The following is a 26,191-nucleotide window of genomic DNA, read 5'->3' as shown; positions in this document are numbered from 1 at the left end:
TGGAGCTGCCGGCTCCGGCCGCGCGGGGGTGTTCCGTCATCCCCCAGCGCCTCTCGGCACCCGGACCCGGCCCAGCAGGTCGGTGATGATCCCCTCGGCGGAGCGATGGGCTGCGTGCGCCTCGACGGTCAGCAGCAGCCGGTGCGCCAGTACGGCGGGGGCAAGACGCTGGATGTCGTCCGGAACGACGAACGGGCGACCGTCCAGCGCTGCTGCGGCCTTCGACGCCCGCGCCAGGTGCAGGATCGCCCGCGGGGAGGCGCCGAGCCGCACATCGGGCGTGCGACGGGTCGCGCCGACCAGCTCGACCAGGTAGTTGCGGAGCTCCGGGGCGATGTGGATCCGGTTGACGCCGTCGATCATCCGGCTCACGGTCTCGACATCCACCACCGGGGACAGCGATCCCAGCGGGTCGACGACGTCCCGGTCGCCGAGCATCGCCACCTCCGAGGCCGCATCGGGGTAACCGATCGAGGTCCTGGCCAGGAAGCGGTCGCGCTGCGCCTCCGGCAGCGGATAGGTGCCCTCCATCTCCACCGGGTTCTGGGTGGCCAGCACCAGGAACGGGCGGGACAGCGGATAGGTCGTGCCATCGACACTGACCTGCCGCTCCTCCATCGATTCGAGCAGGGCCGACTGGGTCTTCGGTGAGGCCCGGTTGATCTCGTCGGCGACGACGATGTTGGCGAACACCGGACCCGGCCGGAACTCGAAGGCACTGCTGGCGCGGTCGTAGATGCTCACCCCCGTGACGTCGGAGGGCATCAGGTCGGGGGTGAACTGCACGCGGCTGACGCTGCCGCCCACCGACTTGGCCAGGGCCTTGGCGAGGCTGGTCTTCCCGGTACCGGGCACGTCCTCGATGAGCAGATGGCCCTCCGTCAGCAACGAAATGGTCGCCAGGCGCAGCACCTCCGGCTTGCCGAGCAGGACCTTCGCCATCGAGGCGGCGATGCGGCGACCGAGGTCGGCGATGGTCACCGGATCCAGCGGGCCGCCTGCGGCTCCCGTTGCGGCCGAGGAGTGCGGTGCCCCGTTGATCGGTCCGCCGGCGGGATCGCCGACCGTCCGCTGTTGGGCATCGGTCGTCGAGTGCTGAGCCACAGGCGTCCTTCCGGTCGCTGGGCGCCCCGACAGCCGGTGCAGTCGGAGGTGACGCCCACGGTTCCTCGGCGACCCGAGTCGACGACGACGATGCGAGACCGGCGCGCGGACGGGTTTTCCGAGGTTGTGGTCAGTTTGCCAAAAGATCACCGGGATGGGCCGATCTTGTCCGACTGCCGCCCGAAAGGACGCACCGCGGAGGACCCGCGCCGGCTCCGGGCCAGACGACCGGATCTGCCTCCTCGGCGTTCCCACCCCGCCCACTTGCGGTCCGCACCCCGCCACGCCCGTCGTCCCAACCCCGCCCGCCCGCTTCCCCACTCCGCCCCACCGCGAGCCGCCCGAGCAGCGTGCCGGCCGCGCGATCCGTGCCGTCCCGCGCGCGGCAGCGCCCGGCTGTGGGTGAACCGGTCTGCTGACCGCCGGATTCATGCCGCCGATGGGCCGCTGTCGACTCCCACCACCCACTTCCTGCCACTGCCGTGACCTGGGTAAACAGTCGCTCCTTCACTCGAACGCTGGAATGTTCGGCGACATCTCGGCAGTTGGTGGCAGAAAGTGGGGGGCTGTGGCACAGTGAGGGTCGAAAAGGGCTGCGGGGTTGCAACACAGCCGGACATGGTGGAGGTGGAGGAGGTGAGCAGCTCATGGCGACAGCGGGCTTCTTCGGTACCTACACCCCCCGCATGGACGACAAGGGCCGCGTCACCCTGCCTGCCCGGTACCGCGACCAGTTCGCTGGGGGCGTGATGTTGGTGAAGGGTCAGGACCACTGCGTCTACGTGCTCACCCGTGACGGGTTCGAGCAGTTCGCTGCCGACGCCATCAAGGCCGACGTCACCGACGAGCGGGCTCGTGGGTTCCAGCGCTACATGCTCGCCAACACCGACGAGCAGACACCCGACGGTCAGGGGCGGGTCTCCGTCCCGGTCCGGATGCGGCAGTACGCGCAGCTGTCCAAGGACGTCGTGATCGTCGGCGCCGGGCTGCGGATGGAGATCTGGGACGCCGCGGAGTGGGAGCGGTACGAGGCCCGCCAGGAGGCGGCCTACGCCAGTCCCGAACGGGGGACCCTGCTGTGACCTGAGCATCCATGGGCAGCAGACGGAACGCACCTGCGACCCGGCCTGCACCCGTCGATCGGTTCCTGACGCGACTTCCCCCGCGCCAGGCACCGCATCCGGCGGGTGGGGACCAGGCGGCAGGTTCACCCGGATCGGCGCCCCCACCCCGCAGCACTCCTCCCGACGATCGACCGGAGCCCGCACCCGCCGGTGCCGCGCTCCACCAGACACATCAGCAACCCGGCCAGCGCAGCGAGAGGGGGATCGATGAACGACCAGTCCGGTGACCTCCCCGACCGTGCCGCAGACACAGCCGCGGACACAGCCGCGGACACCGCCGCACCACCGCGCGAACTCGACGACATCCACACCCCGATCCTCATCGACCGCATCGCGGAGCTGCTGGCGCCGGCACTGGGTGCGCCGGACGCCGTGTACGTCGATGCGACGCTCGGCATGGCAGGGCATGCACTACGGATGCTCACGGACCACCCGCAGCTGCGGTTGATCGGCGTCGACCGGGATCCCCAGGCCCTCCAGATCGCCGGCGCGCGCATCCACGCCGCCGGTTTCGCCGACCGGGCGCACCTCGTCCACGCCGTCAACGACGAGCTCTCGGCCGTCATCGCCGATCTGGCGCTGCGGTCGGACGGCACCGTGAACGCCGTGCTGTTCGATCTCGGGGTCTCCTCGCTCCAGCTGGATCGCACCGAGCGAGGGTTCGCCTACTCGGTCGACGCGCCGCTGGACATGCGGATGGATCCGACGGCTCCGCTGACCGCGGCCGAGGTCGTCAACACCTACTCGGTCTCCGAACTCGTGCGGATCCTGCGTCAGTACGGCGAGGAGAAGTTCGCGCCGCGGATCGCCTCGGCGATCGACCGCCGGCGGACGGCGGCTCCGCTGGCCAGCAGCGCCGAGCTCGTCGAGTTGATCCGCAGCAGCATTCCCGCGGCCGCCCGCCGCACCGGAGGGCATCCCGGCAAGCGCACCTTCCAGGCACTGCGGATCGAGGTGAACGACGAGCTCGGGACGGTGCGCAGGGCGGTGCCGGCGGCGATGGACGCACTGGCCGTCGACGGCCGGATCGTCGTGATGAGTTTCCACTCCCTCGAGGACCGAATCGTCAAGCAGGAGTTCGTGGCCCGGAGTACCTCCACCACACCGCTCGACCTGCCGATGGACCTGCCGGGACACGACCCGGAGTTCCGACTCGTGACCCGTGGGATGCAGGCACCGTCCGCCGCCGAGATCGTCCAGAATCCCCGCGCCAATTCGGCCAAACTACGTGCAGCACAACGCATCCGGAGCGCAGCATGACCCAGACACCGATTCGTCGCAGCCGTCGTGCTCCGGTCGCCGGGCGCGCGTCCGCGGCGCGGACGATCTCCGCAGGGGCGCGCAGCACCGCCGGCTCGCGCAGCGCCACCCGGTCTCCCGTGGCCGGCTCGCGCGTCGCCGACCGCACGGGAGCGGTCACCACCACCGCCGCCGACCGGGCGTACGAGCGTCGGCGCAGACGCACCGGGCGGATCGCGCACGACCGGGTCGATCACGGTGGGCGCACCATTCGCGGGTCGCTGTCGAAGGTTCCGTTCATCGCCCTGATCATTCTCGTCCTCGCTGTCGGAGCGGTCGGCGTGCTGGTGCTGAACACCCGGACATCGGAGACCGGCGTGCAGATCGGCCGGAGCCAGGATCTGGCCGATCGGTACCAGCTCGACATCGAAACGCTGCAGCGCGAGGTCGCCTCGCTCGACTCGACGCCGAACCTCGCTGACCGGGCCAAGGCCCTCGGTCTGGTCCCGGCGAGCAACAGTGCGATCATCGACTGCAACCGCACGCCGTGCGTCGTCATCAAGCCGTCGGGCTCGGCTGCTCCGGCCGGCAACGGATGACGCCGCCACCGAACCCGAGCCGCGGCGACCGGTCCACCGGCGGCAATCCGCCGAGCGATCCGCGTCGGCGGGCCGCCACCCCGTCCGGCCGTCCGGCCGTGCCGCGCCGCACCGAGCCGCGCCGCACCGAGCCGCGCCGCACCGAGCCGCGCCGCACCGAGCCGCGCCGCACCGAGCCGCGCCCCACCGAACCACGCGCCGACCGAGCTCGCGCCACCCAGCGGTCCACCGGAGGCACCTCGGACCGCGCCCCTCGCGCCGACGAGCGGCGCACGCCGAGACGCACCGCCGCCCCGACGACCCCCCTCGAGCGCCCACGGGCTGCCCGTGACCGCGGGGTCGGCCGTCCGCACGCGGACCGCGCCGCCACCCCCGAGCGCACCGTCCGCACCCCGCGCCCCGCCGCAGCACCGGAGTCCACCGGCCGGCGGCGTCCGACCGAGCGGGGTGCCCGTCCCGACGGCCAGCGGGTCGTCAGCCGACCGGTCAGGGCGCGGGCCAAGACCCGGTCGGTGCGCGGGCGTCGGGTCAACAAGCGCGCGGCCCGGATCAACCAGAAGGTGCGCGGCCGGGTGGCCCTGACGCTGATGCTGTCGCTGCTCGCTGCCGCGATGGTCAAGCTGGTCTTCGTCCAGGTGGTCAATGCCGACAGCTACGCGGCCATCGGCGCCGACCAGCGTCAGCGCACCATCGAGCTGCCCGCCCAGCGGGGTCGGATCACCGACGCCACCGGGACCCCGTTCGCGTTCAGTGTCGAGGGGCGCCGGTTGGCGATCCGGCCGACGGTCTTCTCCGACGACATCCAGCGCGGTCAGGTGGCCGACAAGATCATGGCCGGCCTGAAGGGCACCCAGGCGGACGGCACGATCACTCGCGAGCAGTTGCTGGCGAAGATGAAGTCCGGCAAGACGTACCTCTACGTCGCGGACAAGCTGACGCCCGCGCAGGCCGACGTGATCATGGCCTCCGTCTACGACATCCTCACCGACAAGAACAAGCGCCTGAAGCTGACGGTGAAGCAGAAGGACAAGGTGATCAACGCCGTCTCCACCGAGTCGCAGTCGATCCGCGAGTACCCCTCGCAGAGCATCGGCGACGCCATCGTCGGCACCCTGGGCTGGGACGGCCACGGGCTGTCCGGGGTCGAGAACCGCTTCGACTCGCTGCTGGCCGGCACGGCGGGTTCCCGGACGTTCGACATCCAACCCTCCGGCACCCCGATCCCCGGCACGGTGACGTCCGAGACCCCCGCGACCGACGGCTCGTCGATCCAGCTGTCGATCAACGCCTCGGGGCAGTACGTGATCCAGCAGCTGCTCTGCGACACCGTCACCCAGACCGGTGCGCAGGGCGGGGACATCGTCGTCACCGACGCGAAGACCAACAAACTGTTCGCGATGGCCAGCTGCAAGGCTCGCAAGACGCCGACCGAGTCCGGCAACGGCGCGATCACCAACCGGATCGAGCCCGGTTCGGTGAACAAGGTTGTCACCTTCGCCGCCGCGCTGGAGGCGGGCAAGATCAACGAGAAGATGGTGCTGCCGGTCGGCTACGACATCACCTTCGACGGCGGCACCACGGTGCGCGATGCCTGGGTGCACCCGCTGCTGGACATGAAGGTCCAGGGCATCCTGGCCAAGTCGAGCAACGTCGGCACCCTGATGATCGCCCAGCAGGTCGGGAAGCAGGCGTTCTACGACATGGAGCGCAAGTTCGGTATCGGCGTCAAGACCGGTGTCGAGCTCAACAACGAGGACTCGGGATTCCTGCCGCCCTACGATCCGGACCCCGCGAAGTCCGAATGGAGTGCCGGCTCGTTCGCGAACCTGCCGATCGGCCAGGGCTTGTCGATGACAATGGTGCAGCTGGCCACCATGTACCAGGCGATCGCCAACGACGGGGTGCTGGTCAAACCCTCGATCATCCAATCGACGACCTCGCCCGACGGCAAGGTCGAGCAGAGCTCCCGCGGCGCCGGGGTGCGGGTGATGAGCGCGAAGACCGCGCGCACCCTGCAGAAGTGGTTGACCGCCACCATGCAGGACGGCGAGGGCGCCGAGAACCACGGCACCGCCCCGTTCGCCGCGATCAACGGCTACCAGGTCGCCGGGAAGACCGGCACCGCCCAGCAGGTCGTCGACGGTGTCTACTCCAAGACGGAGTTCACCACCACGTTCGCCGGCTTCCTGCCGGCCGACAAACCGCAATACGTGATCACCCTCTCGTTGGATCGCCCGACCAAGGGTGACCGCGAGGGCGGCACCAACGCTGCACCGCTGTTCCACGACGTCGGCAGCTATCTGACGGACGCGATGGACGTCCCGCCGTCGACCACCAAGGCTCCCGACTACACGCCCTTCTTCACCGTTCCGGCGGGGGAGAACGGGTAGCGTTGCCGGACGTGTCCCTCTCGCCGCTGCGCCCCACGAGCGTCGTCGGCGTCCCGTTGAGCGCTCTCGCCGGGCTGCTGCCGGAGTCCGTTGAGCGGCCCCCGACGGACTTCGGATCGGCTGCAGCAGTGCAGGTCACCGGGGCCTCGTTGCGGGGCCACGAGGTCCGACCCGGCGATCTGTTCGGTGCGCTCCCGGGCGCTCGCACGCACGGCGCCCAGTTCGCGGCCGACGCAGCCGCGGCCGGAGCGGTCGCGGTGCTCACCGACCCGGTCGGTGCTTCCCTGATTGCCGACCACGGTGTCGCGCTGCCGGTGCTCGTCACCGCAGATCCCCGGAGCGCTCTCGGGCCGGTGTCCGCCGCGATCTACGGCTACCCGTCCACCCGGCTCAGGATGATCGGGGTCACCGGGACGTCGGGCAAGACGACCACCTGCTTCCTGATCGAGGCGGCGCTGGCTGCCCAGGGACTGCGGACCGGGCTGATCGGCACCGTGATGACGCGGATCGGCGGCGGGGCCGGTGATCCCGACGCGCCCGCGGACGAGGTGATCCCCAGCGCGTTCACCACCCCGGAGGCGCCGGACCTGCAGGCGCTGCTGGCGGTGATGGTCGAACGTGGGGTGCAGGCGGTGACGATGGAGGTCTCCTCCCATGCGCTGGCCCTCGGCCGGGTGGGCGGGACCCGGTTCGCGGTCGGCGCGTTCACCAACCTGAGCCAGGACCACCTCGACTTCCATCCCGACATGGACGACTACTTCGCGGCCAAGGCCAAGCTGTTCGACGGGCGAAGTGATGCTGCGGTCGTGGTCATCGACGACGAATGGGGCACCCGGCTGGCGCAGGAGAACCCGGGAGCGCTCACCGTGTCGACCCGGCCGGACGTATCCGCGAGTTGGCGGGCAGCCGTCGTCGGCAGCGATCCCACCGGGCGCCAGCACCTGCGACTCACCGGCCCTGCCGGCCAGCAGATCCGCTGCGATCTGGCCATCCCGGGGTCCTACAACGTGGCGAACGCGCTCACCGCGATCGCCTGCATCGACGCCGCCGGGCTGGATCCGGAGCTCGCCGCCAGGGCGCTGGAAGGGGTCCAGGTCCCCGGCCGGATGCAACGCATCGACGTCGGCCAGCAGTTCCTGGCCGTCATCGACTACGCCCACAAACCGGCGGCGATCGCCGCCGTGCTGGACGCCGTCCGGGGATCGGTCCCGGGCCGGGTGATCGCGGTGATCGGGGCCGGCGGCGACCGGGACAGCGGCAAACGAGCCCTGATGGGCGCGGCCGCCGTCGCGCGGGCCGACCTGGTGATCGTCACCGACGACAACCCCCGCTCCGAGGACCCCGGCACCATCCGGGCAGCGGTCCTGCGCGGTGCACGCGGCGAAGATCGCGACATCGAGGTCCGGGAGATCGGTGATCGACGGGCCGCGATCGGAACCGCTGTCGCCGCCGCGCGTCCTGGAGACGCCGTGGTGATCGCGGGCAAGGGGCACGAGACGGGGCAGGAGATCCACGGCGTGAAGCATCCGTTCTCGGACGAGGCCGAGCTCACTGCTGCGCTGCGCCGACTGCCGCTGCCCGGCGGTGCGCAGTGATCGCGATGACGCTCGACGAGATCGCCGTGGCGGTTCACGGCCGGCTGGTCCCGCCCGCTGCTGACGCCGGGGACGCCGCTGCGGCACCCGAGGTCGGCGCCGTCGTCGTGTCGTCCGCGGTCGTCACCGATTCCCGGCAGGCGACACCGGGCAGTCTCTACGTGGCCAGGATCGGCGAGCACGCCGACGGCCACGACTTCGCCGCAGCAGCCGCCGAGCGCGGAGCCGTTGCCACCCTGGGGCTCCGGCCGGTGGGGGTGCACCCGACCGTCGTCGTCACCGACGTCCAGGACGCGTTCGCTGCGCTCGGCGCCGAGGTGCTCCGTCGCTGCCAGGGACTGTCGATCATCGGCATCACCGGCTCCTCCGGCAAGACCACCACCAAGGACCTGTTGGCCCAGGTGCTGCGGACCGCGGGCGAGACGATCGCCCCTGTCGGCTCGCTCAACTCCGAGGTCGGCGTCCCGCTGACGGCCTGCCGGGTCACGGGATCGACCCGGTTCCTGGTCGCGGAGATGGGCGCCTCGGGGGTCGGGCACATCCGTTACCTGACGACGATCGCGCCGCCGAGCATCGGTGTGGTGCTCAACGTCGGCAGCGCGCACCTCGGCCCGTTCGGCTCGGTGGAGGCCATCGCGACCACCAAATCCGAACTGGTGCAGGCACTTCCGGCGAACGGCGTCGCGGTGCTCAACGCCGACGACGAGCTGGTCGCTGCGATGGCAGCAGCCACCCCGGCCCACGTCGTGTCGGTCGGGCGCGGCGAGCGGGCCGATCTGCGGGCGACGGACGTCAGCATCGACGCGCGCGGCTGTGCCGGGTTCCGGGTGCGCGGCCGGGTGCGCACCCCCGTCGGTGACGAACAGCTGGACGCGGTCATCGACCGACTCGCCGCCCCCGGAGAGCACCAGATCGGCAACGTGCTCGCTGTCATCGCGGCGGCGGCCGCCGCTGGGGTGCCGGTCCTGGCGGCAGTGGGCGCCGTCGCCTCGGCCACGGTGCTGAGCCGCTGGCGGATGGAGGTCCACGACCTGCCGGACGGGATCACCCTGGTCAACGATGCCTACAACGCCAACCCCGAGTCGATGCGCGCGGCCCTGCGCGCGCTCGCGGCGATGCGCTCGGGCCGCCGGACCGTCGCGGTACTCGGCGCGATGCGGGAACTCGGTCCGGATTCGGATCGGCTGCATGCCGCGGTCGGCGCTCAGGCAGCGGAACTCGGTCTGGACATGGTGATCGCGGTGGGCGAGGCGGCGCCGATCGCCGACGGGGTGAGCGGCCCGGGGACCCAGGTGCGGCTGGTTCCCGACCCGGACTCGGCCGAGCAACTCCTGGCGGAGATACTCACTCCGGGCGATGTGGTGCTGTTCAAGTCGAGCCGCGACTCCGGCCTGCGCCATCTGGGCGACCGGGTCGCCCGCGCGCACGGCGCCGAGATCCAGGAAGGAGCCACCGCATGAAGAACATCCTGATCGCTGCGGTGGTGGGGCTGGTCGTCGCGATCCTGCTCACGCCGTACCTGATCAAGGTCTTCTCCCGGCCGGGCTTCGGTCAGGAGATCCGCGAGGACGGGCCGCAGTCGCACCAGACCAAGCGCGGGACGCCGACCATGGGCGGCGTCGCGATCCTGGTGGCGATGTGGGTCGGCTACCTGGTGACGATCCTGCTCGACGTCATGAGCGGCGGCCGTGCCGGCCCGACGGCGTCGGCATGGCTGCTGCTGTTCCTGACCACCGGCATGGGGCTCGTCGGGTTCCTCGACGACTTCATCAAGATCCGTCGCAAGCGGAACCTCGGGCTCAACAAGCGGGCCAAGCTGGCCGGTCAGACGGTCATCGCGGTGGCGTTCGCGGTCGGCGCGCTGCTGTTCGGCGGGTCCCGCGGTACGCCCGCGTCGATCCGGTTGTCCTACACCCACGATCTGGCGTTCATCTCCTTCGGCGCCATCGGTTTCGTCGTCGTCGCGTTCCTGCTGATCTCCGCGTGGTCCAACGCCGTCAACCTGACCGACGGTCTGGACGGGCTGGCTGCCGGTTCGTCGGTGATGGTGCTCGGCAGCTACGTGTTCATCAGCTTCTTCCAGTTCCGCAACAGCTGTTTCAACGACCTGCTGTCCACAGCAGCGCGCGCAGGTTGCTACTCCGTCCGAGATCCGTTGGACATCGGCGTCGTTGCCGCAGCGGCCCTCGGCGGCTGCATCGGCTTCCTGTGGTGGAACGCGCACCCGGCCCGGATCTTCATGGGGGACACCGGTTCGCTGGCCCTCGGCGGCCTGATCGCCGGGCTGTCGATCCTCACCAAGACCGAACTGCTGTTGGTGGTGATCGCCGGGCTGTTCGTGATCGAGATGCTGTCGGTGGTGATTCAGGTGGCGGTCTTCAAGGTCCGCAAGGTGCGGGTGTTCCGGATGGCACCGTTCCACCACCACTTCGAGCTGTCCGGGTGGGCGGAAACCACGGTGCTGGTGCGGTTCTGGTTGCTGGCCGCAATTGCGGCGGCGATCGGTCTCGGACTCTTCTACGCCGACTGGCTCTCGCTGACCGGCGGCTGAGTGATGTCCGACGCCGGCGTGTCCGATGCTGCCGGACCTGGAGCGGCGGCCCCCGCCGGCCTGACCGCGCTGCCCGGACCCGGCGACCTGGTCGTCGCCGCCGGCGCCGGGATCACCGGCCTGCCGGTGATCCGGTTCCTCGCCGCCCGCCGCTGCACCGTGCTCGTCACCTCCGACCGTCCGCCGCCGGCGGCGCTCGCGGAGATCGAGGGCGACGTCAGCTTCGCCGGCGATCTGACCGCACCGCCGCACGGCACGTCGCTGGTGGTGATGAGCGCCGGCATCGCGCCGCACCGACCGCTGCCCGCGGCTGCTACCGCTGCCGGGGTTCCGGTGGTCGGCGAGGTGGAGCTCGCCTGGCTCGTCGACCAGCAGGATCCCCGGGGCGCGCGGCCATGGCTGGCCGTCACCGGGACCAACGGCAAGACCAGCACCGTCGAGATGCTCGCAGCGATCCTGCGCGCGGCGGGGTTGCAGGCCACCGCCTGCGGCAATGTGGGGTGGCCGCTGTTGGAGGCGGTGCTCGCCGACGGACCCGCCGGCTCGGACCGGCCGCGGCAGGACGTCATCGCCGTCGAACTGTCCAGCTTCCAACTGCACTACGGCCCGAGCATCCGCCCCCGGGCCGGCGTGGTGCTCAACCTCGCCGAGGACCACCTCGAGTGGCACGGCGACCTCACCTCCTATGCGGCGGCCAAGGCGGTCGCGCTGACCGGCGAGATCGCGGTGGCCGTCGTCGACGACGCCGGCGCCGCCGCGCTGCTCGCGGCAGCACCAGCGGGCCGCCGCATCCCGGTCACCGCAGGGGATCCAGGTGCGTCCGGAGTGGGGGTACGCAGCACCCTCGGCACGGCCGAGGTCGTCGACACCGCCCTCGGTGGTGGCACGTTGTTCCGGGTCGCCGACCTCGGCGCGTCCGGTCCGCACCAGCTGACCAACGCGATGGCCGCAGCCACCCTGGCCCGCGCGGTGCGGGTGCCCGCGGCGCCGATCGCGGCCGCCCTGGCGGCCTACCGACCGGGCGCCCACCGGGCCCAGTGGGTCTTCGAGCTGGACGGCGTCCGGTTCCTGGACGACTCCAAGGCCACCAACCCGCACGCCGCCGCCGCGTCGTTGTCGGCGCTCGATGCGGTGGTGTGGATCGCCGGCGGACAGCTCAAGGGAGCGTCCGTCGACGATCTGGTGCAGGCGGTCCGGGAGCGGCTCGTCGGTGTCGTCCTGCTCGGGGTGGACGCGGAGGTCATCGAGCAGGCGCTGCGCCGACACGCGCCGGATGTCCCGCGGATCGTCGTCTCCAGAACCGACGATGGAGCGATGGGTGAGGTGCTGGATGCTGCGTGGGCAATGGCCCGACCCGCCGGCGGCGCACCCGCTGCGGCCGTGACGGTCGCTCTCGCCCCGGCCGCCGCCTCGCTCGACATGTTCACCTCGTACGGGGCCAGGGGCGATGCCTTCACCGCGGCCGTCCGCGCGCTCGCCGATCGGCCGTCGCGGTCCGGAGCTGGTGAGCTCGGTCCCGTCCAGGGTGGTTCCACCCTCCCCGGGACGCAGTCGTGACAGCACTGTCCCCGCGCGACTCGAAGACCGCACCGCACTCGAGGACCGCACCACACTCGAGGACCGCACCGCATTCGGGGACCGCACCGCATCCCGGGTCTACGCCTCAGTCCGCAACCAGGGCCGGGTCCACGACAAGGCCGCTGCCGAGCAGGTCGTCGCCGAGCGCCGGGACGTCCGGCCGGGCCCGTCTGCGCGGGGCCTTCTCCCGCGGGCGGTCGTGGATGGATCGCCCCATGACGTCACTGCACCTGGTGATCGCGATCTTCCTGCTGCTACTGGCGATCGGGTTGACCATGGTGTTGTCCGCATCGTCGGCAATGGCACTCAAGCCCACGTCCACGACGACTGCGTTCGCCGACTTCCAGAAGCAGTCGATCTTTGCCGCGATCGGCCTGGTGGCCTTCTACTTCGTCGCCAAGCTGCCGGTGAAGGTGATCAGGGCGTGGTCGACGGCCATGGTGATGACGTCGCTCGTCATGCTGGTCGCAGTGCTGGTCCCGGGGATCGGGCTGAACATCAACGGCGCGCAGAGCTGGATCGGGATCAGCAAGGGGCTGAGTTTCCAGCCGTCCGAGGTCGCGAAGCTGTCGCTGCTGCTCTGGTCTGCTCACGTGTTCGCGGCCCGCCGCTCCACTCTCGGCAACTTCAAGCAGCTCTTCTTCCCGGTGATCCCGGTGACGCTCCTGATGGGCGGGCTGATCGTGCTGCAGCCCGATGTCGGCACGCTGGTGACAATGGCGATCGTGATCGCCGCGGTGCTCTGGTTCGCCGGCGCGCAGCTGCGCTGGTTCATCTCCGCCGCAGTGCTCGGCCTCGGCGGTCTCGCGTACCTGTCGTTCAGCGCCGAGTACCGACTCAACCGCATCAGAGCCCTCATCGACCCGACCGAATACCCGAAGATCTCCTACCAACTGCTGCAGGGGCTGTACGGGATGGGCCGCGGTAGCTGGTTCGGCGTCGGGCTGGGGGAGTCCCGGGCGAAATGGTCGTGGCTGCCGTACGCCAACTCCGACTTCATCTTCGCCGTCATCGGCGAGGAGCTGGGCCTGATCGGCGCCGGCCTGGTGATCGCGCTGTTCGCCCTGCTCGCCTACACCGGCATGCGGATCGTGCGGCGCAGCGTCGACCCGTTCTCCAAGATCGCTGCCGGCGCCTGCACGGTCTGGCTGGTCGGCCAGGCCAGCATCAACATCGGCTACGTCGTCGGTGCGTTGCCGACCACCGGGCTGACGCTGCCGATGATCTCCTCCGGCGGCACATCGCTGCTGGTGACGATGGCGGTGTTCGGGCTGCTGGCCAACTTCGCACGCAACGAACCCGCGGCGGCTGCGGCGCTCCGCGAGAACGGGCCGGGCCGGATGGCCCGCTGGCTCGGCTGGGGGACGCGGCAGTGACCGGCGCCGGAGCGCCTGCTGCCGAGCGTCCGCTGTCGGTGCTGATCGCCGGTGGCGGTACCGCCGGACACATCGAACCAGCCCTCGCCGTCGCCGATGCGATCCGGGCAGCCGCTCCGCGGACAGCGGTCGTGGCGTTGGGTACGGCCAGGGGACTGGAGACAACGCTCGTCCCGCAGCGCGGCTACCCGCTGGAACTCATCCGCCCCGTGCCGTTGCCGCGCAAGCCGTCCAAGGATCTGCTGACGCTGCCGGTCCGGATGCGTGCCGCCGTCCGCGAGGTCCGCGCCGTGCTTCGTCAGCACGATGTCGACGTGGTCGTCGGGTTCGGCGGATACGTTGCACTGCCCGCCTACCTGGCCGCCCGCGGGCGGGTCCCGGTGGTGATCCACGAGGCCAACGCGCGCGCCGGCTTGGCCAACAAGGTCGGCGCCCGGTGGGCCGGAGCGGTGTTCGCCGCGGTCGCCGGATCCGGGCTGGCGCACGCGGAAGTGGTCGGCATCCCCGTCCGACAGTCGGTCGCGCACCTGGACAGGGCGGGTCTGCGGGCGCAGGCCCGCGCCTTCTTCGGGCTCGATGAGGACGCGCCGACGCTGCTGGTCTCCGGTGGGTCGCAGGGCGCCGTCCGGATCAACGAGGCGGTCAGCGCTGCTGCCGCCGATCTCGCCGCCGCCGGGATCGGCGTCCTGCACGCCTACGGCCGCAAGAACGAGATCGCCGTCCACGGCGCACCCGTGCCCGGTGCGCCGGCCTATGTCGGGGTGCCCTACCTCGAGCGGATGGACCTCGCCTTCGCCGCCGCCGACCTGGTGGTCGGTCGATCCGGGGCGATGACGGTCGCCGAGACCGGTGCCGTCGGGTTGCCGGCGATCTACGTCCCGCTCCCGCACGGCAACGGTGAGCAGAGCCTCAATGCCCGCGGCCAGCTCGATGCCGGCTCCGCGCTCGTCGTCCCGGACGCCGAGTTCGACGCAGACCTGGTGCGCCGCACCGTCATCCCGTTGCTCGCCGTGTCCGGTGCGGCCGTCGACGCGGCCGGGACGCTGCGCTTCGCGGCCATGCGTGCTGCCGCCCAACAGCTCGGCGCTGCCGACGTGGGCGCGCTGCTGGCCGACCGCATCCTGCAGATCGCCGCCGACGGCCGAGCGGGCCGGGCAGACCGATCGGCACGCAGGAGAGGACCCCGATGATGCCCCCCGAACCCGCACCGACGACCGCCGCCGGCGTGGTGCTCGCCCGCATCCATCTGGTCGGGGTCGGTGGTGCGGGAATGAGTGCGATCGCCCGGATCCTCGCCGACCGGGGACTGGACGTCTCCGGATCGGACGTGAAGGACTCCGCGGTGCTCGCGGCGTTGTCGGTACGGGGGGTGCGTACCGTCGTCGGTCATCGCCCGGAGAACCTCGACCTGTTCGGCGAGCAGGGCCCCACCGCAGTGGTGGTGTCGACCGCGATCCGGCCGGACAACCCGGAGCTCGTCGCCGCCCGGGACCGCGGCATCGCGGTCGTCAGGCGCGCAGATGCGTTGGCCGCGTTGATGATCGGACGGCGCAGCATCTGCATCGCCGGGACCCACGGCAAGACGTCCACCACCTCGATGTTGACGGTGGCGCTCCAGCACGCCGGGGTCGACCCGTCGTTCGCGATCGGCGGCGAGCTCAACGAGTCGGGATCCGGCGCGCACCACGGCAGCGGCGATCTGTTCATCGCGGAGGCGGACGAATCCGATTCCTCGTTCCTGGCCTTCGCGCCGCAGGGCGCGATCATCACCAACCTGGAGCCCGACCACCTCGACCACCACGGCAGCGCGGAGGCCTATGCGGCCGTCTTCGACGCCTTCGTCCGGCGGATCGTCCCCGGCGGTTTCCTGATCGTCTGCCTCGACGACGCAGGCGTGCGGGCACTGCTGGATCGCCTGCAGCGCAACCCCTCAGGGGTGCCGGAGGGGCTGCGGGTGATTGGCTACGGAACCGCGGCCGACGCCCCGATCCGGATCACCGCCTTCGGGGCCGACGGGCCGTTCTCCCGCGCCGAACTCGTGCTGCCGGACGGCACGTCCGCCGCGATCGAGCTCGCCGTCCCCGGCGAGCACATGCTGCGCAACGCCACAGCGGCGTTCACCGCCGGAGTGTTGGCCGGGGTCTCTCCCGCGACGATGGTCGAGGGGCTGGCGAGCTACACCGGCGTCCGTCGGCGCTTCCAGTTCAAGGGCAGGGCCGCCGGCGTGACTGTCTACGACGACTATGCGCACCACCCGACCGAGGTACGGGCCCAGCTCGAGGCCGCCCGCACCGTCGTCCCGGTCGGCGGCGGTCGATTGGTCGTGGTGTTCCAACCGCACCTGTACTCCCGCACGGCGACCTTCGCCCCCGAGTTCGCCGCCGCGTTGTCGCTGGCCGACGTGGTCGTGGTGCTCGACGTCTACGGCGCCAGGGAGGATCCGCAGCCGGGGGTCACCGGCGCGCTGATCGCCGATGCCGTGTCCGCACCCGAGGTGATCTTCGAGCCCAGCCTGGCCAGGGCGGCCGACGTGGTGGCTGGGCTCGTCCGCGTCGATGACGTGGTGGTCACGATGGGCGCCGGCGACGTGACGATGCTCGGACCGGAGATCCTCGACCGGCTGGATGCCGGACCTGATCCGGACGGGGCGTTGGGTCATGCGTGAGGCCCACCCCCGCGCGCCGCGTCCCAGACCGGACCACGCTCCCCGGCGGTGGCCCCTGCTGCTGGCCGTCGGACTCGTCGTCGCGCTCGCCGGATCCGCCGTCTACGTCGTCTACTTCACCTCGGTGCTGGCGCTGCGCACGGTGTCCGTCGTCGGCGCCGAACAGTCGGTCGAACAGCAGGTCCGCGCGCAGCTCGCCCCGCAGGTCGGGGCGCCGCTGGCCGAGGTCGACACCGCGGAGCTGCAGCAGGCGCTGGCCGGTATCCCGGACATCGCGGCGACCACGGTCGACCGGAGCTGGCCCAACGGTCTGCGGGTGACCGTCCGGCAGCGGGTCGCCGTCGCGGTGACGAAGGCCAACGACGCCTGGTGGTCGCTGGATGCGAGCGGGGTCCCGTTCGCGCCGACGAAGGTGAAGCCGGCCAAGCTGATGCAGATCGAGCTGGCCACCCCCGGTGCGCAGGATCCGTCGACGACCGCGGCGCTGTCGGTGGTGGATTCCCTGCCGGCCTCGGTCTCCGCCCTGGTCTCCTCGGTCCGGGCCGCCAGCCCGTACCGGATCGAGTTGTTGCTCGCGGACAAGCGGACGGTGATCTGGGGCGACTCGTCGGCGGGGGAGCAGAAGGCCAAGGTGCTGCCGGTGATGCTGCGGCAGCCGGGATCCGTCTTCGACCTGTCCGACCCGACCATGGTGTCGGTCAAGTAGTACGACCGTGGCCCTCGGCTTCCGGCAGGCAGCAGCTCGACCGGACCCGTCCCGAACTTGGACGTCGAAGGGCGACACGCGCAGTCTCCTGCCGCATCGAGGGGTGCGCTCCGCCTACCGTTGCGGGAGCACCACTTGACATAACTATAACGCTGTGGTTGAGGTCGAGAGTTGAGACTCGCGGGAGCGGGTCGACCTTCTCGGGCGGTCGCGGGGAAGCGGTACGCCCCCTCACCCGGCGGGACCAGGCTGCACCCGCAGTACGACACCAGCACACGGCGCGACCGGCAGCGTCCGCGTTCACGAGGGAAGGCACCCCATGACACCTCCGCACAACTACCTCGCGGTGATCAAGGTCGTCGGTATCGGCGGCGGCGGCGTCAACGCCGTGAACCGGATGATCGAGGTCGGCCTGCGCGGCGTCGAGTTCATCGCGATCAACACCGATGCGCAGGCGCTGCTGATGAGCGACGCCGACGTCAAGCTCGACGTCGGCCGGGAGAACACCAGAGGCCTCGGTGCCGGTGCCAACCCCGACGTGGGCGCCAAGGCTGCCGAGGACCACCGCGCCGAGATCGAGGAGGTCCTCAAGGGCGCCGACATGGTCTTCGTGACGGCGGGCGAGGGCGGCGGCACCGGCACCGGTGGTGCTCCGGTCGTCGCCTCGATCGCCCGGAGCCTCGGCGCGCTCACCATCGGTGTCGTCACCCGCCCGTTCACCTTCGAGGGCCGCCGCCGCGGCGGTCAGGCGGAGGACGGGATCAACGCGCTCCGCGCCGAGTGCGACACCCTCATCGTCATCCCCAACGACCGGCTGCTGCAGCTCGGCGACCAGGGTGTGACGTTGATGGACGCGTTCCGCTCGGCCGACGAGGTGCTGCTGAACGGCGTCCAGGGCATCACCGATCTGATCACCACTCCTGGCCTGATCAACGTCGACTTCGCGGACGTCAAGAGCGTGATGGCCGGCGCCGGTACTGCATTGATGGGCATCGGGTCCGCCCGCGGCGAGGGCCGAGCCGTCGAGGCGGCCCAGAAGGCGATCAACTCACCGCTGCTGGAGGCCTCGATGGACGGCGCCCTCGGCGTGCTGCTGTCGATCGCCGGCGGCAGTGACCTCGGCCTGTTCGAGATCAACGAGGCTGCGACCCTGGTCCAGGAGGCAGCCCACGAGGATGCCAACATCATCTTCGGCACCGTCATCGACGACTCCCTCGGCGACGAGGTGCGGGTGACGGTGATCGCGGCCGGCTTCGACTCGACGCCGACCAACCCCGGTCTGCCGGTCGGTGGTCAGCGGTCCGCCGGTGCGCCGATCGCAGGGGCGGCCGCCGGTGCCGTTCGCCGCGACCAGCCCGCCCAGCAGGCGCCCTACCAGCAGTCCGGGCACCAGCCGGCGCCCTACCAGCAGTCCGGGCACCAGCAGGCCCCGCAGCAGCGCTCCGGTGACCAGCAGGGCCCGTCCGCGCAGCCCTACACCCCGCCGACCCCGCCCCAGGCACCCCCGCACCGCTCCGCCGTGCCGCTGGTCGACGATGACGACGTGGACGTGCCCCCCTTCATGAAGCGGTGACGAGTTCGTCCGCTCCACCGGCAGGTGCGGTCCATCGGGTGATGACCGGCCGGGCCGGAGGTGTCTCCGCCGCCCCGTACGACAGCTGCAATCTCGGCGGCGCCGTCGGCGACGATCCGGAAGCCGTGCGCCGCAACAGATCACGGATCGCGGGGCGGATCGGCGCAGATCCGTCCGACCTGCAGTGGATGGGCCAGACGCACTCCAGCACGGTGGCCAGGGTGGGTCACGTCGAACAGCTGGACGCCACCGACGGAGTGGTGACCACCACCCCCGGCCTGGTGCTGGCGGTCCTGGTGGCCGACTGTGTGCCGGTGCTGGCGGCCGATCCCGCCGCCGGTGTCATCGGTGCGGCACATGCGGGCCGGGTGGGGGCTGCGGACGGCATCGTCCCGATCCTGGTGCAGCGGATGCTCGACGCCGGTGCGCGGCTCGACGGGATCGACCTGCTGCTCGGGCCCGCGATCTGCGGGAGCTGCTACGAGGTACCGTCCGCCCTGCAGGCCGAGGTGGAGCATGTCCTGCCCGGATCGGCGTGCGAGACCTCCTGGGGGACACCGGGTCTGGACCTACGGGCGGGTCTGCGCCGCCAGGCTCTGGAAGCGGGCGTGGCCGCGGTCGCCGTCGACGAGCGGTGCACGATGACCGACGACGAGCTCTTCTCGCACCGCCGAGCCCAGCGGTCGGGTACCACCACCGGCCGCCAGGCCGGTCTGATCTGGCTCGAGAACTGAGCGGGCGAGCGCGACGTGCCGGCTGGAAGTCGCACCAGCCCCAGGGTTCTCGCGTGTCGCAACACGGTCGGGTGCGACCACCCGATTAGCGTTTGTTCCATGCGATGTGCGGACCGCCGCGCACCGCATCAGCCCGGGCGCCACCTGCCTCGGGACTCCGGCACACGAAGGGACCGACATGGGCACGTTGCGAAAGATGGGGGCGTTCCTCGGCCTGGTCCCGGACGAATCCGATCGGTACGCAGCCCGCGGTGAGCAGGCCGACCACTACGCCGTCGACGAGCAGGACGGCGACCACCACCCGCGGTACGACGGCGACGATGCCGATTATCCTGTCGACGGCGGCGACCGGGCCGGATACGCCACGGATGACTACCAGCGGGATGACTACGCGGCGGACGCCTCCATCAGCACCGGCGTCGACGCCTACGGCGACTACGCGGCCGACACCCACCACAGCGAGGCCGGGGACCACGGCCGTCGCGAACTCGAATACGCGGGCCGCTACGCCGATTCCCCTGCGGACAACACTGCCGACCACCCCGCTTCCGATCATGCAGGCTCCTCGCCGTACACCGGCGCCGACCGGAGCCGGCCGGCCGAGCCGCGGGCCCACTCCGCGCTCGGTGGACGACGGTCGAAGTCCGGTCGCGGCGCGGGTCGGCAGAGCGAGGACGTCGATTACAGCACCCAGGGCGCGCTCGCAGTGCAGCCGCTGCCCGCCGAGGTCGCCGCGGTCGATCCGGCCAGCGCCAAGCCGTCCACCGTCAGCCTGACCGGCTTCGCCGACGCCCGGGAGGTCGGTGAGCTGTACCGCACGGGTCAGGCCGTCATCCTCGACATGACCGAGCTGACTGATGCCGAGGCGCGCCGGATGGTCGACTTCGCCGCCGGCCTGGCGTTCGCCGTCCGTGGCTCGATCGACAAGGTCACCACCAAGGTCTTCATGCTGCACCAGCCGGACGGCGACACCGATCGCTCCGGCCGCTGAGACCGCCCGCCGCCAGTGACGAGAGTGACCGTCTTGGCGCGTCCGGAACCTGATCGGGTAGAAGTGGTCTGGTGAACACCCTCTGGCAGGTCCTGTACCTGGTGCTGTGGGCCGTCCGCTGGCTGATCATCGCCCGGCTGATCGTCGATTTCGTCAGGATCTTCGCCCGCCGGTGGCGGCCGGCCGGGGTCGGCGCCATGGCTGTAGAGGTCATCTACACCACGACGGATCCGCCCATCAGAGCGCTCCGACGTGTGCTGCCGACCGTGCGGATCGGGGGAGTAGGGTTCGACCTCAGCGTTATCGTTCTGCTCATCCTTCTTGTCATACTGATGAGCGTGGTCGGTCGATTCGCCTGGACCACGCTGCTCTGACAGTTGGACCCGAGCGGTACCGAGCACTTGTACTTGCACGACAGGCAGGGCCACCGCTACGGCGGGGGAGCAGTGTCCGGTGCCGAACCGCATCGGGCTGGGAGTCGACCGCGATCCTGAGTGGTTGCGATCTGTGAGGAGTGAGAATGCGGCTGACGCCCGCCGACGTGCACAACGTCGCCTTCAAGAAGCCGTCCATCGGCAAGCGTGGCTACGACGAGGACGAGGTCGATGCCTTCCTGGACCTGGTCGAGGCGGAGCTGAGCCGACTGATCGAGGAGAACAACGAACTGACCCTGCGGCTGTCGGCCACTGAGTCGGGGCAGGCGTCCGCGCCGGTCGCTCCCGAACAGCAGGTGCCCGAGCAGCCGGTCGAGCAGCAGTCGGCGGTCGTCGAGCCGGCACCGCAGCCTGTGATGGCGAAGCCGGAGCCCGTGGTTGAGCAGGTTCCGCAGCCGGAGCCGACCCCCGTTCCCGTCCAGCAGGCACCTGCCCAGAAGGCGCCGGGTACCGCGGATCATCACGTACATGCTGCTCGGCTGCTCGGCCTCGCCGAGGAGACCGCGCAGCGCCTGACCGACGAAGCTGCCGAAGAGGCGGAGCAGGTCCGGTCGTCGGCGAAGGCCGAGTCGGAGGCGCTGCTCAGCGACGCGAAGAACCGGTCCGAGCAGACGCTCAGCGATGCCAAGAACCGGTCCGAGAAGACCGTCGCCGACGCGAATGCTGCGGCCGAGGCCGCTACCCGGGACAGTCAGCTCAAGGCGGAGGCGATGGACCGTGAGGCCCAGCGCAAGTACGGCGAGGTGATGACGCAGCTCACCGAGCAGCGCACCGCCCTGGAGAAGAAGATCGACGATCTGCGGACGTACGAGCGTGAGTACCGCAGCCGCCTCAAGGGGTGGATCACCGAGCAGCTCTCCCAGCTGGACGAGGGCAACAACGCTGCCGCTGCGCCGCAGGACGAGCCGGCCCGTAAGTAACAGCGGCCGCACACGAGAGTCACCGGGAAGGACCGGGAGCTGATGCTCCCGGTCCTTCCTGCTTGCCGCGGAGCGATACGATGGTGGGCATGTAGTCCCAGGCATACCTGGCGATGACCCGGCCATCACCGGCGAGCCATCCGGAAGAACGGCAGCTCGGTGCTCACCAGACGCGCTGCTCACTAGAACCGGACGGGTCCGGCCCGACACAGCCGGACGGGGTTTCCGGGCATCGAGCCAGGACAACCCCGGAACGAGCGGTCGTCGGATCCGGTACCACCGGGTCCGGTGGCAAGCGGGGTGGTACCGCGGGACGGTGGACGTCGACCAGACGGACACCGACTCGTCCCTGCACGATCTGGCACCCGTCCAGATCAACGAGCAGACGACGAGGAGCACCGCGATGCAGCACGACCGCTACCCCCTGGCCGGCTTCGACGGTGTACCGGCGGCCGGCGTCAGCGCCCAGCCGAAGTTCCCCGCGATCGAAGAGTCCGTGCTGCGATTCTGGGCAGCCGACGGCACGTTCCAGGCTTCGATCGATGCTCGGGACGGCGGCGAGGACGGCGCCAACGAGTTTGTCTTCTACGACGGGCCACCGTTCGCCAACGGCCTGCCGCACTACGGTCACCTGCTCACCGGGTACGTCAAGGATGTAGTCCCGCGCTACCGCACGATGCGCGGGAGCAAGGTCGAGCGGCGCTTCGGCTGGGACACCCACGGGCTGCCGGCCGAGCTGGAGGCCATGCGACTGAACGGCATCAAGACCACCGACGAGATCCTCGAGCTGGGGATCGAGAAGTTCAACGAGGCCTGCCGCGAGTCGGTGATGAAGTACACCGGCGACTGGCGGGAGTACGTCACCCGCCAGGCCCGCTGGGTCGATTTCGACAACGACTACCGCACCATGAATCCCGACTACATGGAGTCGGTGATCTGGGCGTTCAAGAGCTTGCACGACAAGGGCCTGGTCTACGAGGGCTTCCGGGTGCTGCCCTACTGCTGGAACGACGAGACACCGCTGTCCAACCACGAGCTCCGGATGGACGACGAGGTCTACCGGATGCGGCAGGATCCCGCCGTCACCGTCGGTCTGGAGATCGCCGCAGATCCCGGGCTCGGAGACGACGATCCGCTGGTAGGCGTCCGCGCACTGGTCTGGACCACCACGCCGTGGACCCTGCCGTCCAACCTGGCGATCATGGTCGGTGCGGACATCGAGTATGTCGTGGTCGAGGCAGCGATCCCCGGCAGCGATGCGACTGCCAGGTACTTGCTCGCACAGACCCGGCTGGCCGCGTACGCCCGTGAGCTCGGCGAGGAGCCGGTCGTCATCTCCCGCTGGACCGGCGCCGAGCTGGTCGGACGGCACTACCTGCCGCCGTTCGCCTACTACCTCGACCACGAGAACGCCTTCCGGATCGTCGCGGCCGAGTTCGTCACCACCACCGACGGCACCGGCCTGGTGCACACCGCAGGGGCGTTCGGCGAGGACGACAAGGTGGTCACCGATCGGGAGGGCATCGAGCCGGTGATGCCGGTCGGCAAGGACGGCCGTTTCACCGCGCCGGTCGTCGAGTACGAGGGCATGCTGGTGTTCGACGCGAACCCGCAAATCATCGACGCCCTGAAGTCCAACACCCGGGGGGCTCCGCCCCCCGGGATCCCCCCGAACCAGGTCGAGGTCGCTGCGCTCCCCGGATCTGATGCTCCGAACGACCCAGCTCGCTCCGCTCGCGGGTCGTCGGTGACACCGGGAACCGTGCTGCTGCGCCAGGAGACCTACGACCACAGCTATCCGCACTGTTGGCGGTGCCGCGAACCCCTGATCTACAAGGGGGTCTCGTCCTGGTTCGTGAAGGTGACGGCGATCAAGGAGCGGATGCTCGCACTCAACGAGCAGATCAACTGGGTGCCGGCGCACATCAAGGACGGCCAGTTCGGCAAGTGGCTGGAGAACGCGCGCGACTGGTCGATCACCCGGAATCGCTTCTGGGGCAGCCCTGTTCCGGTGTGGAAGAGCGACGACCCTGCGTACCCGCGGCTCGACGTCTACGGGTCCTTCGCCGAACTGGAGCGCGATTTCGGTGCGGTGCCGCAGGATCGAGACGGCAACCCCGATCTGCACCGGCCGTTCGTCGACGACCTGACGCGCCCCAACCCGGACGACCCGACGGGTCGCTCGACGATGCGTCGGGTGGCCGATGTGCTCGACGTCTGGTTCGACTCCGGGTCGATGAGCTACGCCCAGGTGCACTACCCGTTCGAGAGCGGTGACTGGTTCGAGAACCATTTCCCGGCCGATTTCATCGTCGAGTACATCGGTCAGACCCGCGGCTGGTTCTACACCCTTCACATCCTGGCCAGCGCGCTGTTCGACCGGCCGGCCTTCTCCACCTGCATCAGCCACGGGATCGTGTTGGGCAACGACGGGCTGAAGATGTCGAAGTCCCTGAACAACTATCCGGATGTGCGGGAGGTGTTCGACCGGGACGGCGCCGATGCGATGCGGTGGTTCCTGATGAGCAGCCCCATCCTGCGCGGCGGCAACCTCGTCGTCACCGAGGAGGGTATCCGCGAGGGTGTCCGGCAGGCACAGCTGCCGCTCTGGAACGCCTGGTACTTCCTGTCGTTGTACGCCGCTGCGGCCGGGCGGGTCGGACAGTGGCGCACCGATTCGACCGACGTGCTGGACAGGTATCTGTTGGCCAAGACGGGCGACCTGTCCCGCGAGGTCGAGTCGCTGCTGGACAGCTACGACATCGCCGGGGCATGCGCGGCCATCCGGTCGTATCTCGAGGCGCTCACCAACTGGTACGTCCGGCGCTCCCGCCAACGGTTCTGGGACGGGAACGCAGATGCCGTCGACACGTTGCACACCGTGCTCGAGGTGGTGTCCCGGATCGCCGCGCCACTGCTGCCGCTGACCACGGAGGCGATCTGGCGTGGGCTCACCGGGGGCCGCAGCGTGCACCTCGCCGACTGGCCGGCCGCGGATCTGCTGCCGAGCGATCCCGCACTGGTCGCCGCGATGGACCAGGTCCGCACCGTCTGCTCGGTGGCATCGTCGGTCCGCAAGGCCGAGAAGCTACGGGTCAGGCAGCCGCTGCAGTCGCTGACCGTTGCGGTCGCGGATCCTGCTGCCCTGCGACCGTTCCGGGCCCTCATCGCGGAGGAGGTCAACGTCCGGGAGGTCGAGTTGACGGAACTGGTCGAAGGCGATTCCCGTGTACAGCGCCGGCTCGCCGTCAATGCCCGGGCCGCGGGACCACGGCTCGGCAAGGACGTGCAGCGGGCGATCAAGGGGTCTAAGTCGGGCGACTGGTCGCTCGGTGACGACGGCACCGTCACCGCCGGTGGGCTGCCGCTGCAGGAGGGCGAGTACGTCCTGGAGTTGGTGGCAGGCGACCAGCTGGCCGAGGGTGCGGCACTCGCCGTGCTGCCGGGCGGCGGTTTCGTCTCCATCGACACCAGGCTCACTGATGCATTGCGTGCCGACGGTGCGGTGGCCGATCTGCTGCGGCTGGTCCAGCAGTCCCGCAAGGATGCCGGTCTGCAGGTCTCCGACCGGATCGCGCTCACGCTGGAGATCGACGATGACTTCTGGCCGGAGGTAGAACTCCGGATCGAGACCATCAGGGCCGAAACCCTGGCGCTGCAAGTGGTTCGCGGTGCGGTACCGGGCGGTGTGACGGGCGTGATCGGTGATGAGAGCAGGGCAGTCGGAGTACACGTCGAGTTGCTGGACGCCGTGGACCTCTCCGATTCGGTCTCAGTGGTCCCCGCGCATGCAGGCGAGATCGACTAACTCACTGAGGGTCTCGGAGGCCCCGGTTGCGAGCAGCAGCGATGCGAACTCGTCACCGCGGGTCGCTCCGCGGTTGACGATCGCCACCGGGCGCCCGGCCCGGCCCGTCCGCCGGACGAAGCGCAGACCCGACTGCACGGTCAGCGACGAACCGACAACCAGCAGACCCGGTGCGGCATCGACCATCTCGTAGCAGCGGGCCACCAGGGGAGCAGCGACGTTCTCCCCGAAGAACACCACGTCGGGTTTCAGGACGCCGCCGCAGCGTGCGCAGTCCACGACGGTGAAGCCGGAGGTGTCCGCCAGGTCGACGTCGCCGTCCGGACGTTCCTGCAGCGCTTCCGGCGGCAGATCGTCGCCGAATCCAGGGTTGGCCGCGGTCAGCCTGCGCTCCAGCACAGCTCGGGCGGTGACCTGCCCGCAGTCCAGGCAGAGCACCCGGTCGAGCCGGCCGTGCAGGTCGATCACGGCGGCGCCGGCGGCGGAGTCCAGCCCGTCGACGTTCTGGGTGATGATCCCGGCGACGGCTCCGCGGTGCTGCAGGGCGGCCAGCGCCCGGTGTCCCGCATTCGGGACGGCGTCCCGCATGCGCTGCCAGCCCAGATGGCTCCGTGCCCAGTACCGTTGCCGCGCAACCGTTCCGGAGCGGAACTCGGTGATCGTCATCGGCAGCCGGACCGGCGCGTGGGGTCCTCGGTAGTCGGGTATACCCGAATCGGTGCTCAGCCCCGCACCGGTGAGCACGACCGGCGGACCACCCAGCGCATGCAGGAACGACAGCAGACGCACGGCCGCCGCCGCGGG

General features: G+C 70.4%; 21 protein-coding genes. 18 read left to right on the top strand and 3 right to left on the bottom strand.

Going from position 1 to position 26,191, the window contains the following annotated elements; genetic code table 11:
* Nucleotides 1–36: 36 nt before the first annotated feature.
* Nucleotides 37–1,104, bottom strand: coding sequence for a MoxR family ATPase (locus tag ABLG96_RS14385; protein ID WP_353648048.1), 1,068 nt, complete (start codon nt 1,102–1,104; stop codon nt 37–39).
* A 647-nt stretch (nt 1,105–1,751) separates the two neighbouring features.
* Here ABLG96_RS14385 and mraZ point away from each other — a divergent pair.
* The 8 genes from mraZ to murD all read left to right on the top strand — a co-directional run bounded on the left by mraZ (nt 1,752) and on the right by murD (nt 12,159).
* Nucleotides 1,752–2,186: a division/cell wall cluster transcriptional repressor MraZ gene (gene mraZ, locus ABLG96_RS14380; RefSeq protein WP_353648047.1), complete on the top strand. Its 435-nt coding sequence runs from the start codon at nt 1,752–1,754 to the stop codon at nt 2,184–2,186.
* A 249-nt stretch (nt 2,187–2,435) separates the two neighbouring features.
* Entirely contained in the window at nt 2,436–3,488 is a 1,053-nt protein-coding gene (rsmH, locus tag ABLG96_RS14375; RefSeq protein ID WP_353648046.1) for a 16S rRNA (cytosine(1402)-N(4))-methyltransferase RsmH, read from the top strand.
* Nucleotides 3,485–4,066, top strand: a complete 582-nt coding sequence (locus ABLG96_RS14370) for a hypothetical protein (RefSeq protein ID WP_353648045.1) — start codon at nt 3,485–3,487, stop codon at nt 4,064–4,066. The genes rsmH and ABLG96_RS14370 overlap by 4 nt, the downstream gene beginning before the upstream one ends.
* Nucleotides 4,063–6,456, top strand: a complete 2,394-nt coding sequence (locus ABLG96_RS14365) for a penicillin-binding transpeptidase domain-containing protein (protein ID WP_353648044.1) — start codon at nt 4,063–4,065, stop codon at nt 6,454–6,456. Before ABLG96_RS14370 ends, ABLG96_RS14365 begins: the two co-directional genes overlap by 4 nt.
* 11 nt (nt 6,457–6,467) lie before the next feature.
* Nucleotides 6,468–8,051, top strand: coding sequence for a UDP-N-acetylmuramoyl-L-alanyl-D-glutamate--2,6-diaminopimelate ligase (locus ABLG96_RS14360; protein WP_353648043.1), 1,584 nt, complete (start codon nt 6,468–6,470; stop codon nt 8,049–8,051).
* A 5-nt stretch (nt 8,052–8,056) separates the two neighbouring features.
* Nucleotides 8,057–9,511, top strand: coding sequence for a UDP-N-acetylmuramoyl-tripeptide--D-alanyl-D-alanine ligase (murF, locus tag ABLG96_RS14355; protein WP_353648042.1), 1,455 nt, complete (start codon nt 8,057–8,059; stop codon nt 9,509–9,511).
* Nucleotides 9,508–10,602 carry a phospho-N-acetylmuramoyl-pentapeptide-transferase gene (gene mraY, locus ABLG96_RS14350; protein ID WP_353648041.1) on the top strand — a complete coding sequence of 365 codons (1,095 nt, stop codon included), beginning with the start codon at nt 9,508–9,510 and terminating at the stop codon, nt 10,600–10,602. The genes murF and mraY overlap by 4 nt, the downstream gene beginning before the upstream one ends.
* A gap of 3 nt (nt 10,603–10,605) precedes the next feature.
* Nucleotides 10,606–12,159 (top strand): UDP-N-acetylmuramoyl-L-alanine--D-glutamate ligase, encoded by a 1,554-nt coding sequence (gene murD, locus ABLG96_RS14345; protein WP_353648040.1) that lies wholly within the window; start codon nt 10,606–10,608, stop codon nt 12,157–12,159.
* Nucleotides 12,160–12,265: 106 nt separating this feature from the next.
* On the opposite strand, the gene ABLG96_RS14340 is transcribed toward murD, so the two are convergent.
* A complete protein-coding gene (locus ABLG96_RS14340) occupies nt 12,266–12,397 on the bottom strand; it encodes a hypothetical protein (RefSeq protein ID WP_353648039.1) in 132 nt (43 codons plus the stop codon).
* Here ABLG96_RS14340 and ftsW point away from each other — a divergent pair.
* The 10 genes from ftsW to ileS all read left to right on the top strand — a co-directional run bounded on the left by ftsW (nt 12,396) and on the right by ileS (nt 25,387).
* Nucleotides 12,396–13,556: a putative lipid II flippase FtsW gene (gene ftsW, locus ABLG96_RS14335; RefSeq protein WP_353648038.1), complete on the top strand. Its 1,161-nt coding sequence runs from the start codon at nt 12,396–12,398 to the stop codon at nt 13,554–13,556. The two genes, ABLG96_RS14340 and ftsW, sit on opposite strands and share 2 nt — an antisense overlap.
* A complete protein-coding gene (locus ABLG96_RS14330; RefSeq protein ID WP_353648037.1) occupies nt 13,553–14,746 on the top strand; it encodes a UDP-N-acetylglucosamine--N-acetylmuramyl-(pentapeptide) pyrophosphoryl-undecaprenol N-acetylglucosamine transferase in 1,194 nt (397 codons plus the stop codon). Before ftsW ends, ABLG96_RS14330 begins: the two co-directional genes overlap by 4 nt.
* A complete protein-coding gene (gene murC / locus ABLG96_RS14325; protein WP_353651516.1) occupies nt 14,746–16,221 on the top strand; it encodes a UDP-N-acetylmuramate--L-alanine ligase in 1,476 nt (491 codons plus the stop codon). Before ABLG96_RS14330 ends, murC begins: the two co-directional genes overlap by 1 nt.
* Nucleotides 16,214–16,927 (top strand): FtsQ-type POTRA domain-containing protein, encoded by a 714-nt coding sequence (locus tag ABLG96_RS14320; protein ID WP_353648036.1) that lies wholly within the window; start codon nt 16,214–16,216, stop codon nt 16,925–16,927. The genes murC and ABLG96_RS14320 overlap by 8 nt, the downstream gene beginning before the upstream one ends.
* 319 nt (nt 16,928–17,246) lie before the next feature.
* The gene (gene ftsZ, locus ABLG96_RS14315; protein ID WP_353648035.1) at nt 17,247–18,500 is read left to right on the top strand and encodes a cell division protein FtsZ; all 1,254 of its coding nucleotides are present in this window, start codon (nt 17,247–17,249) and stop codon (nt 18,498–18,500) included.
* A gap of 41 nt (nt 18,501–18,541) precedes the next feature.
* Nucleotides 18,542–19,234 (top strand): peptidoglycan editing factor PgeF, encoded by a 693-nt coding sequence (gene pgeF / locus ABLG96_RS14310; RefSeq protein ID WP_353651515.1) that lies wholly within the window; start codon nt 18,542–18,544, stop codon nt 19,232–19,234.
* A gap of 178 nt (nt 19,235–19,412) precedes the next feature.
* A complete protein-coding gene (locus ABLG96_RS14305; RefSeq protein ID WP_353648034.1) occupies nt 19,413–20,225 on the top strand; it encodes a cell division protein SepF in 813 nt (270 codons plus the stop codon).
* A gap of 71 nt (nt 20,226–20,296) precedes the next feature.
* The gene (locus ABLG96_RS14300; RefSeq protein WP_353648033.1) at nt 20,297–20,599 is read left to right on the top strand and encodes a YggT family protein; all 303 of its coding nucleotides are present in this window, start codon (nt 20,297–20,299) and stop codon (nt 20,597–20,599) included.
* Between the two features lie 146 nt (nt 20,600–20,745).
* The gene (locus tag ABLG96_RS14295; protein ID WP_353648032.1) at nt 20,746–21,579 is read left to right on the top strand and encodes a DivIVA domain-containing protein; all 834 of its coding nucleotides are present in this window, start codon (nt 20,746–20,748) and stop codon (nt 21,577–21,579) included.
* A 403-nt stretch (nt 21,580–21,982) separates the two neighbouring features.
* On the top strand, nt 21,983–25,387 hold the full coding sequence (gene ileS, locus ABLG96_RS14290; protein ID WP_353651514.1) for an isoleucine--tRNA ligase: 3,405 nt from the start codon (nt 21,983–21,985) through the stop codon (nt 25,385–25,387).
* Here the strand turns inward: ileS and ABLG96_RS14285 are convergent.
* Complete coding sequence (locus ABLG96_RS14285; RefSeq protein WP_353648031.1) at nt 25,352–26,176, bottom strand: Sir2 family NAD-dependent protein deacetylase; 825 nt, start codon at nt 26,174–26,176, stop codon at nt 25,352–25,354. The genes ileS and ABLG96_RS14285 overlap by 36 nt on opposite strands.
* Between the last annotated feature and the right edge of the window lie 15 nt (nt 26,177–26,191).

Source organism: Nakamurella sp. A5-74 (assembly GCF_040438885.1).
Lineage (GTDB): Bacteria > Actinomycetota > Actinomycetes > Mycobacteriales > Nakamurellaceae > Nakamurella.
Note: the sequence above shows the minus strand (reverse complement) of the source record. Positions and strands in the feature narration are given on the sequence as shown.

Coding starts and splice junctions, on each gene's coding strand:
- mraZ (WP_353648047.1), top strand. CDS start 1,752: ATGGCGACAGCGGGCTTCTTCGGTACCTACACCCCCCGCATGGACGAC.
- rsmH (WP_353648046.1), top strand. CDS start 2,436: ATGAACGACCAGTCCGGTGACCTCCCCGACCGTGCCGCAGACACAGCC.
- ABLG96_RS14370 (WP_353648045.1), top strand. CDS start 3,485: ATGACCCAGACACCGATTCGTCGCAGCCGTCGTGCTCCGGTCGCCGGG.
- ABLG96_RS14365 (WP_353648044.1), top strand. CDS start 4,063: ATGACGCCGCCACCGAACCCGAGCCGCGGCGACCGGTCCACCGGCGGC.
- murF (WP_353648042.1), top strand. CDS start 8,057: ATGACGCTCGACGAGATCGCCGTGGCGGTTCACGGCCGGCTGGTCCCG.
- mraY (WP_353648041.1), top strand. CDS start 9,508: ATGAAGAACATCCTGATCGCTGCGGTGGTGGGGCTGGTCGTCGCGATC.
- murD (WP_353648040.1), top strand. CDS start 10,606: ATGTCCGACGCCGGCGTGTCCGATGCTGCCGGACCTGGAGCGGCGGCC.
- ftsW (WP_353648038.1), top strand. CDS start 12,396: ATGACGTCACTGCACCTGGTGATCGCGATCTTCCTGCTGCTACTGGCG.
- ABLG96_RS14340 (WP_353648039.1), bottom strand. CDS start 12,397: ATGGGGCGATCCATCCACGACCGCCCGCGGGAGAAGGCCCCGCGCAGA.
- murC (WP_353651516.1), top strand. CDS start 14,746: ATGCCCCCCGAACCCGCACCGACGACCGCCGCCGGCGTGGTGCTCGCC.
- ABLG96_RS14320 (WP_353648036.1), top strand. CDS start 16,214: ATGCGTGAGGCCCACCCCCGCGCGCCGCGTCCCAGACCGGACCACGCT.
- ftsZ (WP_353648035.1), top strand. CDS start 17,247: ATGACACCTCCGCACAACTACCTCGCGGTGATCAAGGTCGTCGGTATC.
- pgeF (WP_353651515.1), top strand. CDS start 18,542: ATGACCGGCCGGGCCGGAGGTGTCTCCGCCGCCCCGTACGACAGCTGC.
- ABLG96_RS14305 (WP_353648034.1), top strand. CDS start 19,413: ATGGGCACGTTGCGAAAGATGGGGGCGTTCCTCGGCCTGGTCCCGGAC.
- ABLG96_RS14295 (WP_353648032.1), top strand. CDS start 20,746: ATGCGGCTGACGCCCGCCGACGTGCACAACGTCGCCTTCAAGAAGCCG.
- ileS (WP_353651514.1), top strand. CDS start 21,983: ATGCAGCACGACCGCTACCCCCTGGCCGGCTTCGACGGTGTACCGGCG.